General features: G+C 47.0%; 12 protein-coding genes and 1 pseudogene. 7 read left to right on the top strand and 6 right to left on the bottom strand.

What is annotated here, in order from left to right:
- Positions 1–46: 46 nt before the first annotated feature.
- From WC7_RS20485 to WC7_RS0124345, 4 genes and pseudogenes are all read right to left on the bottom strand, one after another.
- Positions 47–1192 (bottom strand): tellurite resistance domain protein, encoded by a 1146-nt coding sequence (locus WC7_RS20485; RefSeq protein ID WP_081638395.1) that lies wholly within the window; start codon positions 1190–1192, stop codon positions 47–49.
- 127 nt (positions 1193–1319) lie between these two features.
- A complete protein-coding gene (locus WC7_RS20480; protein ID WP_231390967.1) occupies positions 1320–1814 on the bottom strand; it encodes a hypothetical protein in 495 nt (164 codons plus the stop codon).
- 76 nt (positions 1815–1890) lie between these two features.
- Entirely contained in the window at positions 1891–2628 is a 738-nt protein-coding gene (locus tag WC7_RS20475; protein ID WP_016151927.1) for a hypothetical protein, read from the bottom strand.
- 853 nt (positions 2629–3481) lie between these two features.
- Positions 3482–4487, bottom strand: a pseudogene (locus tag WC7_RS0124345) (agmatine/peptidylarginine deiminase).
- 468 nt (positions 4488–4955) lie between these two features.
- On the opposite strand from WC7_RS0124345, the gene WC7_RS20470 reads away from it, so the two are divergent.
- A complete protein-coding gene (locus WC7_RS20470; protein ID WP_016151930.1) occupies positions 4956–5519 on the top strand; it encodes a DJ-1/PfpI family protein in 564 nt (187 codons plus the stop codon).
- A 49-nt stretch (positions 5520–5568) separates the two neighbouring features.
- Here the strand turns inward: WC7_RS20470 and WC7_RS20465 are convergent, their stop codons facing one another.
- Positions 5569–6315, bottom strand: a complete 747-nt coding sequence (locus tag WC7_RS20465) for an SAM-dependent methyltransferase (RefSeq protein WP_016151931.1) — start codon at positions 6313–6315, stop codon at positions 5569–5571.
- Positions 6316–6326: 11 nt separating this feature from the next.
- On the bottom strand, positions 6327–6584 hold the full coding sequence (locus WC7_RS20460) for a YjhX family toxin (RefSeq protein WP_016151932.1): 258 nt from the start codon (positions 6582–6584) through the stop codon (positions 6327–6329).
- 1318 nt (positions 6585–7902) lie between these two features.
- Here WC7_RS20460 and pepT point away from each other — a divergent pair.
- From pepT to WC7_RS20430, 6 genes are all read left to right on the top strand, one after another.
- The gene (pepT, locus tag WC7_RS20455) at positions 7903–9159 is read left to right on the top strand and encodes a peptidase T (RefSeq protein ID WP_016151933.1); all 1257 of its coding nucleotides are present in this window, start codon (positions 7903–7905) and stop codon (positions 9157–9159) included.
- Positions 9156–10517, top strand: coding sequence for a C4-dicarboxylate transporter DcuC (dcuC, locus tag WC7_RS20450; RefSeq protein WP_016151934.1), 1362 nt, complete (start codon positions 9156–9158; stop codon positions 10515–10517). Before pepT ends, dcuC begins: the two co-directional genes overlap by 4 nt.
- 527 nt (positions 10518–11044) lie before the next feature.
- The gene (locus tag WC7_RS20445; protein WP_016151935.1) at positions 11045–11680 is read left to right on the top strand and encodes a DUF2913 family protein; all 636 of its coding nucleotides are present in this window, start codon (positions 11045–11047) and stop codon (positions 11678–11680) included.
- Positions 11681–11771: 91 nt separating this feature from the next.
- Complete coding sequence (locus tag WC7_RS20440) at positions 11772–12011, top strand: hypothetical protein (RefSeq protein ID WP_016151936.1); 240 nt, start codon at positions 11772–11774, stop codon at positions 12009–12011.
- 208 nt (positions 12012–12219) lie between these two features.
- Positions 12220–13788 (top strand): methyl-accepting chemotaxis protein, encoded by a 1569-nt coding sequence (locus tag WC7_RS20435; protein WP_016151937.1) that lies wholly within the window; start codon positions 12220–12222, stop codon positions 13786–13788.
- 286 nt (positions 13789–14074) lie between these two features.
- A complete protein-coding gene (locus WC7_RS20430) occupies positions 14075–15058 on the top strand; it encodes a helix-turn-helix transcriptional regulator (protein ID WP_032931274.1) in 984 nt (327 codons plus the stop codon).
- Positions 15059–15146: the final 88 nt, after the last annotated feature.

The raw sequence follows: 15146 nt of genomic DNA on the forward strand, positions 1-15146 counted from the left end.
TAAACCTTGTAAGGCTGTGATTTAACAAAAGCCACAGTGATGCAGGCTATTTTTTACTCGCGCCAGGCGTCCATTCAAAACCCCAGCCATAGTGCTTATCCAGCGACTTCCGGTCAGGGAAGAAACGGTCCAGACGTTCAACCGTGATATTGCCATCGACGTTTTTGAGTCTGGCTATCGCCGCAACGTTATTGCGCTGATTGCTGTCAGTCAGCGTGGATATAATGGGGGGTTGATCGGGCACATAAATCGTGATGGTGGCATTGGTCCCTTGCCAGTTATCGGCACCGCCGTAAATGAAGCTATAAATCAGCACCTCATCAATATCCTGCCAGTGGCTACCATTAATGAAGAGCCATTCACCATCTTGATTGTTACCTTCACGAAGATCTTGTTGCAGCAACAGATAAGGCGGTTTGTCATAGTTTCCCAGGAACTTACTCAACGCTTCGGCACCACTGATCTTGCCATTTTTAAAACGAATAAAGGCGGCGATATCGAGGTCGATAGGCTCTTTATGGCTTCCCTGTTGCCAGGTCAGGTTAATTTTAATACGCCCAAAATCTTTGCGTTTCTCCAGATTTATGCTGGGGTTTGCCTGGGTTAAGTTCGTGCTGGCTGGGGCTACAGCAGGTGCAGCGGTAGGCACATCGTGATGCAACGGAGGAGGGGGCGAGGTTAAGGAATTTTTATGCCACCACCACCCGGCACAGGCGATCAGCAGCAACAAGAGCAGCAATAATAGCCATGGCAGGAAGCGTCGCCACCACGGGATAACGACCACGGGAAGTGGGGGCGCTTCACTGATAATGGCCCAGTTAATCAGCACAGGTTCGCCACCTACGCTATAGCAGTTAAGATCGCGCGAATGCGTTAACAGCCTTTGTAAGGCATGTGCTGAATGTTCTTCGCCGCGTGCGAGTAACTGCTCGATCAAACCGGCCAGAACATCATGGTACTGCTGGCGTTTACTCTGGACGGAGGCTTGTTCCGCCTCGCTTAGCGCAGAAAAGGGCTTTGCCAGCCCCTGGCGCTCAGTCCACCATTCCAGATGTCCTTGTGAACCACGGCGAGCGGTGGCGTAGAGTAGCGCCAAAGATGGCGGAAGATGACGGTGTATGATCGCAACCGTCTCCTCGTAGATTGTCAGAGTCGCTTCATCAATAGGCGCAGCAGTTGTTAATCGTTGCATAACCGAAATCATTATTGTTGTGAGTTATATGCGTGGTATGCATACAGTTGTATATCAGCAAGCCAGAGCCGTTTTCTTCAGCAGCAGAAAAAGTGGCCAGGGGATTTGCGCCACTTTTAGGGCATCCTTAGCGAAGGGTATTTGCTTCCTCCAGGACTTTGATTTTCTGCTTGGCTTCTGCGACTTTTTTTTCAATTGCAGCAATTTCACTTGCGCCACTGGCATGCTGAGACTGCCGTTGCAAGTCCTGCAATTGTTGAATTTCCTTCTGGCGTTCACTGCTTTTTATTTTGCTGGACTTCAGCTGTGCAAGGGTCTGTGACAGGTCTGAACGCACGGCATTTAACCTTGCTTGTTCATCGGCCAGCTTCTGATTGACGTTCTGCTGTCGGTTTTGGGTATAAGCCTGCTGTTGCTTCGCCGACTCATTTTCATACTGGCTGAGTCGAACCTGCTGCTCTTTTTGATCAACCTGCTGACGATAACCGCCGGATGTGGCGCAGCTTAGTTTGGTAATAAAACTCGGATCTTGTGCGTGTAAATCACAGTCCTGTGGCGATGTGGTACAGCCGGTAAGCACAATTGTGGCGAGAAGCAGATATTTTCTCATCAAATAATCCATAAATTGATTCAAATAACAACACGTTACATTTCAAAACGGTCCCAAAAAGGCCGATAATCCTATCGGCCTAAAGCTTTTAGCCCAGAGAAATAGCCTGGCGTTGTTCGTAAAACTCGTTCGTTTCTTTTTCCAGGTCGCTAATCTTGCTATTCAGGCTACTGTACTCTTTGTTTAAATTAGCAAGCTTGGCTTTCTCTGCAGATGTGGTAGTAGTTTGTCCTTGCAAAGCGACCTTGTAGGCAGACTCTTTGTCTTTCATACCTTTCACGGTCTCTTTCATCTTGCTGATGTTGGCGTCGATTTGTGCTAATTGTGTTTTGGCTCCTGCTTTATCAAAGCCAGCCTTATCTTTTTGGATGCTAATTTTGGTTAAGGTTGCCTGGTTTTCACTGATAACCTGTTTCATAGCAAGGGTAGATTTTTCTACTGCAGCGGTATCTTTGCTGATATCCGTATCCATTGCCTGCAGGCGATCGGCTGTGGAGGCATAATCTTTTTTCAGACCATCAAGATAGTAGTTAGCCGTCATACCCGCAGCGCACCCAGCAGCACCACCAATGGCAGCACCTGCAATTGCTTTCTTGGTGTCGCCAGCCAGAGCACCAACCACAGCGCCAAGCGCAGCACCTGATACCGCACCAATGCCACAACCTTGCGCGCCAGAAGCACTAAAAAACTGGGATTGCTCGGTGGTTGTCAGACGTGGATCCGGTTTTGCTCCTGACAGCAGAGTGCTTCCAGTATTGGCGCAACCGCTCAGCAGTAATGTTGCGGAAATTAGCAGACAAGCAGTATTTCGGTTAAAAGAGTTCACTTTTTTTCCTTAAATCATAAATTAGCAACGATAAAAAGCTGTATGGTGATTAAATTTCGCATAAGTAACGATTTCATATAGGGCAAAATTAAATTCTGTATTTTTTATGACGTGATAACTTTTACCCCGGTAATACAATAGAATCAAAATACTAAGTGGTGTATTAATTTCGTGTTGTTACTATTGGTGGCGAAATAAAAAGCATCCACTTTGTTTTATAATTTTTTTAATGTGAACTATTTGTTTTTAAATGATTTATGCTGTTTACGTAAACGAAGTTGTTGAGCCTTCATACGGAGTAAGCCATGGTGAAATGATCAACAGTGCGGTTACCAGAGGGGCCCTTCTCACAGAACATAAAAAATTCGTTATGAGTATACCTGATTTATTCGCGATGTGAATTTATCTTAATTTAATATGCTATGTTTTCATAGAGGGTTGAATGTTGTTCATGTAGATTGATCTAAGTCAATAATAAAATGACTATTATGATTGGTAGTTGCGATAAGTGTTATCCGTGGGAACTCGATAACTTACCTGAGGCTGAACTGAGCGGCCTTTCTTTTTTTTAAGCATATTAAAGCAGAATTTTTCACTTATGTGATGTGAGTATTATCTTGTGATGACTTTGTTTTTCTTTATTCGAAATATCTAATTTTCGGATAATGAAAGTATACTTTTATTTCTCTTTTCCGAAATTACCTTCAGGCAGGAAAGAATAATTGATGATAAGAGTTGTATCCTGTTTGCATTTACCTCACGTCGTGAGGTTGCAAAACAGAATACATCCGGTAGGTACGCTATCTCTGTTTTACATGTAATCCGCCAGAATCCCTGCTAGCATAATCAACCACTAACGAGGCTGCTGCTTCGCGCAGTGAATGCCACCGCCGGCAGCCGCAATGCCATCAATATTCAGTTGAATAATCTCATGCTCGGCAAACAGCTCCTGCAAAATAGCGTAGGTGCTGCGGTCAGTGCGCTTATCGCCAAATTGTGGTGCAATCACGGCGTTATTACAGAGATAAAAGTTGATGTAGCCCGCGGCGAAATTATCACTCGCATATGTCTGACGGATGGTGGTCGGCCCTTCAAGCGTCACCAACTCCAGGTGCCGATCTTTGGCATCCGTGGCGGCGTAGTCAAAGGAGGATGGATCCTGCTCAAGACCCGCCACCACCGTACCCGGATGCGTGAATCGCGCATAAAAATCCTTATGACCATCGGTAATATCTTTACCGGCAATACCCGGCAGCCAGATTATCTTTTCCAGCCCTAACCGTCGCTTAAGTTCAGTTTCACACTCGGCTTTACTGACGCCTGGATTACGATTGGGATTAAGCACACAGCTCTCGGTAATAATCGCCGTGCCTTCGCCGTCTACCTCAATACCACCACCTTCAAGGGGTAGCGCCGAGCGGATAAATTCGGCCTGAGCGTAGTCGGTGACGAATTCAGCCACATCGGCATCACGTTCGTGCTCCTGCTTATTGCCCCAGCCGTTGAAATTAAATCCCACACCGCCGAGCGCGCTGCTGGTGCTTTTTACAAATACCAGCCCGGTGGATCCACAGATCGTCGATCGGGTGAACCAACAGATTGACCGACGGCCCGCACAGGCGCGCGGCGAGTTCGCTGTCTTCTTCGCGAACCAGCATATGCACCGGTTCAAATGCCGCGATGGTTTTGGCGACCAATGCCAGATTTTCTTGCACTATCGGCAGCAGATGAGGCTCCCAGATCTCTGCACTGGCACCAAACGCCATCCAGGTTGCCGTATGCGGCGCACCTTCATCCGGCATTAGCCAACTGCGGTTCTCTGCTGCGCGGGCAAGTTGACTCAAGCTGATACCAGCCATGCTGGCGAGTAGCGTACCTGTTGATGTCACCAAACCTTGTCAGATGAACGAACGTCTTGTCATCATGGGAATAACCTTTGCGTATTTTCACCTGACTGCAGGTGAATAAAATAATAATAGATAATAACGAGTGCGCGCATTTTATTTATTAAATAATAAATAAAACGTCCGTCGGTAAATTTCAGACGGAATATAGCACAGGAGATATACGTTGCAATCGCTTTATTTTATATAATGGGTAGTACTGGCTGATATTAAAACCTCTCAACTATATATTTATATATAATTTATATTTATTAACTCTGTTTTGCAATGTCAGCTTGCGCTGAGGCCCTGTCTGGCGGGCCTTGATGCAGATTGTGATCTGGCCGATTGTTCTGCTGTATTTATTAATGTCGTGAAATGCGTGGGCTATAGTAAAGATGGCCGTTATTTCTCATCATTAATAACCGTGAGCGGGGGATGTGAATGAAGAAGATACTGATGCTGGTCGGCGATTATGTCGAAGATTATGAAACGATGGTGCCTTTTCAGGCGTTGCAGATGCTGGGCCATCGTGTTGATGCCGTCTGTCCGGATAAAAGTCAGGGGGACTACGTTCAAACCGCTATTCATGATTTTGATGGGGCGCAGACCTACAGTGAAAAACCGGGTCATCGTTTTACGCTGAATGCGAATTTTGCCGAGGCGCGGGCCACCGATTACGACGCGCTGCTGATCCCCGGCGGACGTGCTCCGGAATATCTCCGGCTGAATCCGGATGTTATTAAGCTGGTGCAAGATTTCAACGCTGCCGGTAAGCCTATCGCCGCGGTCTGTCATGGACCTCAGCTGTTAGCGGCGGCGGGGGTGTTAGAAAACCGGACCTGTAGCGCCTATCCGGCCTGTGCGCCAGAAGTCCGTCTGAGCGGCGGGCATTACGCAGATATCGGCATTGATCAAGCCCACGTGGATGGCAATCTGATTACCGCGCCTGCATGGCCCGCGCATCCGCAATGGCTGGCTAAATTTGTTGAAGTATTAATGAAGTAAGCAATGAAAAAAGTCGGTATAACCTGCCTGGTTATACCGACTGGACATATTACCTCTGTATGAGTGCGAACACCCCCCAACCAATGTACTCCCGGGTGAAGGCCACGTGGCGTGCTGGTGAACTCCTCAGTTGCTCTCTGACTTCTGGGGCAAATTCATCGTCCGGATTTGCCTCCAGCCACCGGCGCATCGTCAGCCATTTTGCCGCCTCGTATCTGTCCCAACCCTCCTGGTCAGCCAGTACCATTTCAACCACGTCATAACCGAGCAGGTCGAAAGATGAAACGAGCTCTGGCAGAGAAAGAAAATCGGCCACGGCGGTGGCACCGCAAGCCTGGGCGATCTCCTCCGTGGCGGGTATTTGACGCCAGTACGGTTCGCCGATGAGCATAATTCCGCCTGGTTTGAGACTTTGTTCCAGTTGTCTGACCGTTCCAGCGACGCCGCCGGCAATCCAGGTCGCGCCAACGCAGGCGGCAATATCGAATTTTTCTTCGGCGATATAACCTGTTGCATCGGCATGAATAAAACGCACGTGCTCATTGACACCCAACTCTTTGGCCCGCAGGGTGGCTTGCTCACTGAACAGCCGGCTCATATCGATACCCACGCCGGAAATACCGTGATCGCGTGCCCAGGTGCACAACATCTCACCCGAACCGCTGCCGAGGTCCAGAATGCGTGTTCCCGGTGCCATCCGTAAAACCTGGCCTAACGTGGCGTATTTCTGTGCGGTGAACGGATTATGAATGCGATGTGCGCTTTCGCTGATGGTAAAAATCTTCGGGATATCCATCTCTCTCTCCTTTAGCGATTATCAAGTTGGGCGCGAACGTTGTTCAGGCCGGTCGTATTAATACGGTAGGGCTGACCATTGACGGATTTGATCAGTTTCTTGGTTCTGAGCTTTTTGAACACCTCGAGCGTGCAGTCGCAGAGCAGCAACCCTTCACGGCTATAGCATTCGACGGAAGTGACGCGGCCAGAGGCATCGCGGACGTGAGCAATACGGCCACCTTTGGCGAGAACGTGTAAGGTACGTTGTTCCTGACGGGATAAATTCATACTGGAAAACCTGTTTAATCATCATGTGCAAAACGTGCAAACACACAGCGGTGTCCGCATTCGAATTCGGCGCATTGATAACCAGTCCGGCCTGAAAAGGTCGGGAAGCTGATTATCAGATGATTACATTCTCCAGCATCAAAGCCTCGGGTTGAGTTGAAAGGTATTTACATGCTGAATCATACCTGCAAGAAACAGTAGGGGAACTTCCTTGTAGTGGAAGTGTGATCTGTAACGAAAAATTGTATTTCTTTTATTTAATGACTTTTTAATTCTCGTTATGTAAATCGCATTTATTCATTAAATTAATTTAATGTTTCAGCGTCGCCAGAAACGCTATCGGTAGCCATACAGCATTGCTATTCTTTTTTTATCACCTCATTGATTAGTATGATTTACTCTTTTTGCTGGTTAATTTTGTTCTTTGATAAATGCTCCTTTATCATAATTGTGGTTTTAAATGAAATTTGCAATTTAATGTTTTTAAGAATTTTCTTAACGTGGCTAAGTGTGTATACTCGGTCCTGCAAGAAGCGCTTCTGTTATCATTAAAACTATAAGTATGTCCTTAACACCCGTATTACCTCTGCCCTGAATCTCTTCTCGGGGGAGAGGTTTTTTTTGCCTGCATATTATTTAGCTTATCGTCATAAATAGAATTTTTAATATTATCGTTATTGATGTTAAAAATTATTGATTACGACGATTTAGCTCTACTGACCCCTACGGCAATATTGAAATAGTATCAGCCTGAATCTATTTCATAGTGAATAGTATAATTCTTGCTATGTTCATGTGGGTATTATATAGCTTTCCTTATAACTGCCTTTTTTTCAGCGCGATAGAAGTTTTTTGCTTTTGAGGTAATTGTGATTTTGTTCACGGATTTTAGTGCGCGAAGTGGCTATTTGTAGAGAGGTGCAAACGGTTGCATGTTGCTGATACAGTATTCGTTCATTAAAAAAATATAGCGATGGTATGTCTTATGCCAGTACAGAGTACAGGAATCTAAATGATTTCTATTATCTCATAGGTATAGGGATGCCGTTTATGACTTCTGTTAGCTTAACACCATGGGAAATAGCAGTAAAAACAGACAGGGAATATGATTTTATCAATCAGAAAGGAGTTTTTTAATCGCAGGTATAATCACTGGCCTTTTTATCTTCCTTTATATAAATCGTTGTCGTAATGCCCATAAAATCAGCGTTCTGGGATGAGCGCTGATTTTATTTGGTTCTCAGATCACTTACCCCACGCTGCATGCAGAACACCTCTCGCAGTACCTCATAAATGATACATTAAAGGATCTCCTGGAATGGATATTGTTGAACGCTTTATTAACTACACGAAAATCAATACCACGACATCAAGGGAAAACGGCGCTAATGGGATAATGCCTTCTTCTCCTGGTCAAATGGAACTGGCAAAACTGCTTGCAGCAGAACTTGAAGCATTAGGAATGGAAAAGATTGAGGTCAGGGATACCGCTATAGTGACGGCAACCTTACCTGCAAATACTGATGACACGATCCCGGTGGTCTCTTTTTTTGGTCATCTGGATACCAGTGCGGAACAGACGGCAGACACCAAAGCACAGCGCCTGCATTATCACGGCGGGGATTTATGCCTGAACAAAGAGCTGAATATTTACCTGCGCGAAAGTGAATTTCCGGAACTGAAAAATTATATCGGTGATGACCTGCTGGTGACCGACGGGACCAGTCTGTTGGGCGCTGATGATAAAGCAGCCATCGCCGCGATTATGAATGCTCTTGAGTATCTGGTCGCACACCCGGAAATAAAACATGGGCCGGTAAAAGTGGGTTTTGTCCCGGATGAGGAACAGGGCTTGCGTGGCGCAAAAGCGTTTGATGTTGCCGCGTTTGGTGCTGATTTTGGCTATACCCTGGATTGCTGCGGTATCGGTGAGTTTGTTTACGAGAACTGGAATGCGGGCGATGCGGAAATCATCTTTACCGGCCAGTCCGCACACCCGATGTCGGCCAAAGGTAAGTTAAAGAATTCGCTGCTGATGGCGCATAAGTTTATTGCCATGCTCCCAGGGGGAGAAGCGCCTGAATATACGGAAGGGCGCGAAGGGTATTACTGGGTAAAACAGCTACAGGGTAACAGCGCCCGCACGGTACTTAAGCTGGATATCCGCGATTTCAGTGAAGAAGGTTATAAGGCGCGTATGGCGTTTATTCGCCAGCTTGCCGTCAGCACCTGTGCCCTGTGGGGGGAAAACAGCGTGGTCTGTCATTTAGCCGATCGCTACGCGAATGTGTTGAACAGTTTGCAGGGGGATGCTCACTACCCGATTGATATTGCATTCCGCGCGTATCAGAAATGCGGCATAACGCCCGCACCTGTCGCCATGCGTGGCGGGTATGATGGCGCGGTACTGTCGCAGAAAGGATTGCCGTGCCCGAATATTTTTACCGGTGCTCATAACTTCCATTCAATTTATGAGTATCTGCCGGTGCGTTCTCTGCGGGCTGCCAGTGATGTGGTGGTGGCGGTGATTGAGGAAACTTATACTGAGTTCGCGCAGCGGAGAGCTCAGTCATGATTCAGGTGTTAATCGCACTTCTGGTTATCGTGGTGGTCGCGCGTCTGATTCTGAAAGGTTACCGTGCTGAACCGGTGCTCTTCATTGCGGGCTTAGTCTTGATGATTTGCACCGCGTTAACCGGATGGGGTTCCGTATTACCGAAGGGGGTTGCCAGTACGGGAATTTCCTTTCTCGATCCTTTCGAGGTAATGCGCGATCTCTTCAGCACGCGCGCCGCCGATCTCGGCCTGATGATCATGGCGTTAATGGGATTTGCGCATTACATGGATCATATCGGCGCAAATGAGGCGGTCGTGCGGGTAGTAACGAAACCCTTACGGGCGCTGCGTTCGCCCTATGTGCTCCTCTTTTTCTCCTACCTGCTCGCCAGCCTCCTGCAGTTGGCCATTCCTTCTGCAACCGGGCTTGCCGTGTTGCTGATGGGGACGATGTTCCCCATTATGCTGGGGTTAGGGCTCTCAGCGGCCTCGGCTGCCGGGGTCATTGCTACTTCGCTTGGCGTGGCTTACACCCCGACGGCAATCGATGCTATCAGGGGCTCTAAAGCAGTGAATATGGATGTAGTGGAATATGTTGTTTACCACCAGGGACCCGCCGCGCTGGCAACGGTTCTGGTTGTCGGCGTGTGCCATTTTTTCTGGCAGCGGCATTGCGACCGTAAAGCAGGGACGTTACCGCGGGAAATCGGTAGCGCAGAAGTGACTGATTCAGGAAAATCCCCGGCTTTTTACGCGCTGCTCCCCATGCTTCCGATACTGATGGCAGTAGGATCATCCGAGATGTTCGTCAGGGGTATCAACCTGAATATTATCACCATTGTCCTCATTTCAATGACCATCTGTATGCTGATTGAATGGCTGCGGGTGCGTGATTTAAAGTCGGTCTGCGAAGGTTTCAGCCATTTCCTGAAAGGAATGGGCACTGCGTTTACCGGTGTGGTTGGACTGTTGGTTGCGGCAGGGGTTTTTGCTCACGGAATTAAAGTCATCGGTGCGATCGATCAGCTCATTCTGATGGCCGAACATGTGGGATTACCGCCGTTTGCCATGGCGGTAGTATTTGCGCTGGTGACGCTGGCCGCTGCTATCATTATGGGGTCGGGGAATGCGCCATTCCTCGCCTTCGTTGAGCTCATCCCGCAAATTGCCGCCAGTATGGGCGCTAACGCCGTTGCCATGATCCTGCCGATGCAGCAGGCATCGCATATGGGACGGGCAATTTCACCGGTATCCGGCGTCGTGATTGCCGTTTCCAGCGGAGCGAAAATAACCCCATTCGATGTGGTGAAGCGTACCGCCGTACCGCTGATTGTGGGGTTCGTTACTCACACCCTGATCATCGGTATTTTCTATTAACCGTACCAGCGACAAGCCAACTTCCGGTTCATTGAATCCGGAGGTTGGTTTTTTGAATTAGGCGAAATTTAAAAGCGTTAATATTACTGATACCTGTATAAAAAGCCGGGCCTGCTACTGTGAGGCTGTCTGTCGCTCAGCGGAGGATAAAATGCGATTTCATTAGGATGTTTAATGGCTGTTTAGCGTTGAAATGGGTGTTTGTCTGGGGTATCTGGTCAAAACTATCAGGATATTTCTTCTAATCAGCAATTTTTGAAGTTTTATGATGATCATATTTTTAACAGTAGGTGGAATTGATAACCTGTGAGTATTATTAGTTTTTATCTTTATCGTATAATTCTTATTATTTATCGCTGAGCCATCCGGGCATCAATGATTAATAAGAGTGATGTGTTAAGTTTGCAATTTTATTACATAGGGATAAATTAATCTGGATCATATTTTGATGTTTTTAGTTGTAGTATTTTTTAAAATGAAATAATGCAAGATTTACATGTAATAATGATTTATTTGGGCAGGTTTAAGTGGTAAGGGATTCAGGAAAAGTTAGTACGTTACGACACCATTATCAGGATGACCTGGAAGCGTTTACCTGGAGTGCATTGGTAGCAATTGGTATCGCAATACGGGACCGTAAGATTCATTCTAAAATGTCAGAGCATCTTTTTATTATGCAATGGCTGGCCATCGCTAAAAAAAGAAAACTCTTCTCAAGGAACGTAATCAATGAACTTCAATGGCTAATTGATGAAGGCAAGAAAAAAAGCCTCAATGCACAACTTAAATTTAAAATAGAATATCTATACTCGACTTCGAGTGGCGATGTATCGATGCAAAACGACTATTTTAAGTTTACTCATACGATTGAGGTGTTGAGAAATAATGGCTGGGAAAGCTTTCTGCTTACGCCAGAGAAATGGCGAGATTTGCATGAAAAGATTAAGGTAAGAGAAGGTAATTTTATTTTTATGGATGATACTCGGCTGCAGGCGTGTTTTGGCGTGCAGGGTGAGATTGTCAAACCCTTCTGTATCCGGGTATATGGCGATGTTGAGTTTGCAAAGTTAACGTTCATTAAACATAACCTTCCGGCTGAATTTGTAAAGCACGTTTCAAATGAGTTTTATCACTTCCATTTTCTTCTGGTAAGTAATGCTTAACTGACGATGTGAACAATGTGCTGTTAATACAAAGAATAGATTGATCAATTTGTAAATTTATCGGATAGAAACCACGCGCCAAGGACAGCGAATGTTTACTCGAAAGTTAGTGATTGCCAACGAATGGATAAGGTTGTCTGATATTCCAGACAGTGTGTCCATTTCTTTTCGGGGCGTTCTCGAGATAACTGAAAGTACAGGTGTGCCAGACGCCAGCACGCCGTTGTTACGTTTAGAAAATGAAATGGCACCGATCACCGTCGATTCGTTGTCCTGGGTGCGGGTGCCTGTCGATAGTCAGAAAGACATTACCGTTTATATCCATAAATAATATTAATATTGAATAGTTTTGGCCTTATTTTTACCAATGTTAGAGGGCTGCTGTTTATAGTAGTATGTCCCCGTGAGTAATTAATTTATTACCTAAGAATGAATGCGGAAACTTTCTAATAATTAACCATTTTACAGGTTAAGGTATTGCGTGATGTGTCGATAACAATTAAGTCGTAGAGGATTTTTATTGTTATGGAGATGTTTAAATGTTAAAGAATATGAGAATTAAAACCAGCCTGTTATTATTGCTGTTGTTATTTACCTTCATGCAGTTCTTTTCCAATGGATTTGAGTTAGTTGATCTCAAAGGAAATCAAAAAAATACGTTATTACTACATAACATCATTAAGGAGCAGGATACCCTGCATAAGGTCGTTGAGGCTGTTTATAAAGTCAGAAGAGTTCGTGATAATATTCAACAACATAATGCGACCGATGCCCGACAGACAGTGAATCAAATGCAAGATCAGATGGCGTATGCCAGAAAACAGTTCGATATTTTCTGGGGTATTCCTGGATTGACGGCTGACGATCCGCAAATCGGTAAAATCATCAGAACGGCTTTTGAGCAACAAATGAATGCTGAGCAAAAGTCTATTGATACATTAAATCAGACGCTTTCCAGCAACAGTATTATTAATGCACAAGAAAATGCTAATGCGGAATTGCTCGCGGCTCGCAAAAATTTCGATAACGAAGTGACGAATTATTACAAATCAACAATGCTGATTGGTGAGAAGATCGTTGCACAAACACACGTTCAGTTTAATACCTCGATCCTGAAAGTATCCGTGATCCTGGTCATTACGGTACTTATCTTCTTTATCTGTAATTTCTGGTTGAACCGGACCATCATTCAGCCTTTAAAAATCGTTTCTGAGCATTTTGCGCGGATTGGTAAAGGCGATCTCAGCCATCCTGTTAAGGTGTCGGGTAACAATGAAATCGGCGTACTGTGCTTAAATTTGCATAATATGCAAAAAGGCCTGCGGGAGACTGTCAGCACTATTCGCGATGGCGTTGAGTCTATTAATATCGGTATGCAGGAAATTGCTTCCGGTAATTCCGATTTATCAACCAGAACGGAACAGCAGGCTGCGGCAGTCGTTGAAACGGCGGCCAGTATGGAACAGATTTCAGTGACAACAAAAAATAATACTGATAAGTCACATCAGGCATCCGTCATGACCAGCGAAAGTACGGAAATGGCATTGCGTGGCGAGCGTTTAATGAGTGATATGGTTGAGAAAATTCACCTGATCAGCCGTAATGCGCAAGGCGTGAACGAAATATCCAATGTTATTGATAGTATAGCTTTTCAAACCAATATCCTGGCATTAAACGCGGCGGTGGAAGCTGCACGCGCTGGTGAGTCCGGGCGTGGGTTTGCCGTTGTGGCGAGCGAAGTCCGAACGCTTGCTCAGCGCAGCGCCTCCTCGGCGAAAGAAATCAGTGAACTGGTTGCCAAAGCGGCAATTAGCGTTAAGGAAGGGGTAGAGATAGCTGAAAACAGTGGCGCCATGATGGCGGATATTGCGAAGGCAATACGCAACATTAATGTCTTAATGGAAGATATCTCCGGAGCCTCGGGGGAACAGAGTCGCGGCATCGAACAGATCCGGGTTGCGGTAACGCAAATGGAGCAAGTGACTCAGCAAAACGCCTCGCTGGTTGAGGAGATAGCCGCCACGACAGGCAGTGTGGAAGAGCAGTCGGCAATGCTATCCCAGGCTGTGGCGGTGTTCCAGGTGGAGGAAAACCAGCCTTCAGCATAATAAGTAGAATACAAACTCGGCGGGTATCGTGGTGCGTTTGACGTGCCCGTTTATGACAGTGAGAAAGGTTGAGCTGCACACGGCTCACAGACCGCAGCTCATCAGGTGTCAATGTTGCCTGATGAGCTGCGCGAGAAGAATATCGGGAATGACGTTCTCCAGCGCGATATGAAATCGCATACGTCATGTTGATAATAATTCTCATTATTATTGTTGTGTTGTACAGGTAATGGTAATGTTGCTTCAGTTATCAACCGTTAATCCCATTTCCTGTGCAGAAGACAGCATGAACAACACCACCGCCCTGAATACGTCCAGACGCGTAGCCCGCACCTTCTCCGTCAGCGAGTTTATGGATTTTGGTGAGCGTTACGGGATCGATTACCGTTTTCCCCTGCTGGCGCAAAAGCCGGATTTGTCGTCTTGCAGCCCCGTTCTGCAGGGGGAGGTTGAGGAGATGACGCTCCCCTGCGGGATGTGTGTCACGCACTCTGATGTGCAGGTGCTACAACCCTACGAAACCACCTCCCGCCACAGCAGTCCTCTGTATATGCTGGTGGTTCTGGAAGGCTGCGTCATCCTGACGCTCAACGGGCAGGAGCATGTGGTGCGTTCCGGGATGGCGTTTAGCTCACGCCTGAGCGAGCATCAGACGATGCGTGCCCGCCATCATGCTGACTGCAAACTGCGCACGTTATCGCTCGGTCTGTATCCCGACGGCGCGTGGCGCACGGGGTTGCTCGAATCGTTGATGCGTGAGTGGGAAAGATGCGAAACGCCGACGCTTATCTGGCAGGTGCCGGGGTTTTTACTCAGCGGCCTGCAGTATGCGCAGCGGAGCACGATCGGCCATGTTTCTCGCCAACTGATGCTGGAAGGGCTGATATTACAACTGTTCGGCCATGGCCTCAGCGTGTGTCAGGTCGAGAGTGGCAAGCGGCTTGCGGCAAGCGGTGAACAGCAGCGGCTGGAGGTCGTTCGTCGTCTTCTGGAGCAGAGTCCCGAGAATGACTACACCCTCAATGCCCTGGCCCAACGCGCGGCGATGAGCCCCAGCAGCCTGCGCAGCAAGTTCCGTGCGGCCTATGGCTGTTCCGTCTTTGACTACCTGCGTGATTGCCGTCTGGAACGCGCGCGCGGCTATTTACTGGAAGGATACAGCGTACAGCAGGCGGCCTGGATGTCGGGTTATCAACATGCTACCAACTTCTCTACCGCATTTCGGCGTCGTTACGGCTTTTCGCCTGGCGATGTGCTCAAACTTTGCTAATCCATTTTTACGTTTTGCGCACGTGCCTTCCCGACAATTTGGCACTGCGCATAGGCAACCTGGCATCCTGCATAGCTATCTCCGTTAG

It is taken from the genome of Citrobacter sp. KTE151 (genome assembly GCF_000398845.1).
Lineage (GTDB): Bacteria > Pseudomonadota > Gammaproteobacteria > Enterobacterales > Enterobacteriaceae > Citrobacter > Citrobacter braakii.

Coding starts and splice junctions, on each gene's coding strand:
- pepT (WP_016151933.1), top strand. CDS start 7,903: ATGGATATTGTTGAACGCTTTATTAACTACACGAAAATCAATACCACG.
- WC7_RS20430 (WP_032931274.1), top strand. CDS start 14,075: ATGAACAACACCACCGCCCTGAATACGTCCAGACGCGTAGCCCGCACC.
- WC7_RS20465 (WP_016151931.1), bottom strand. CDS start 6,315: ATGGATATCCCGAAGATTTTTACCATCAGCGAAAGCGCACATCGCATT.
- WC7_RS20460 (WP_016151932.1), bottom strand. CDS start 6,584: ATGAATTTATCCCGTCAGGAACAACGTACCTTACACGTTCTCGCCAAA.
- WC7_RS20480 (WP_231390967.1), bottom strand. CDS start 1,814: ATGGATTATTTGATGAGAAAATATCTGCTTCTCGCCACAATTGTGCTT.
- dcuC (WP_016151934.1), top strand. CDS start 9,156: ATGATTCAGGTGTTAATCGCACTTCTGGTTATCGTGGTGGTCGCGCGT.
- WC7_RS20470 (WP_016151930.1), top strand. CDS start 4,956: ATGAAGAAGATACTGATGCTGGTCGGCGATTATGTCGAAGATTATGAA.
- WC7_RS20435 (WP_016151937.1), top strand. CDS start 12,220: ATGTTAAAGAATATGAGAATTAAAACCAGCCTGTTATTATTGCTGTTG.
- WC7_RS20485 (WP_081638395.1), bottom strand. CDS start 1,192: ATGCAACGATTAACAACTGCTGCGCCTATTGATGAAGCGACTCTGACA.
- WC7_RS20440 (WP_016151936.1), top strand. CDS start 11,772: ATGTTTACTCGAAAGTTAGTGATTGCCAACGAATGGATAAGGTTGTCT.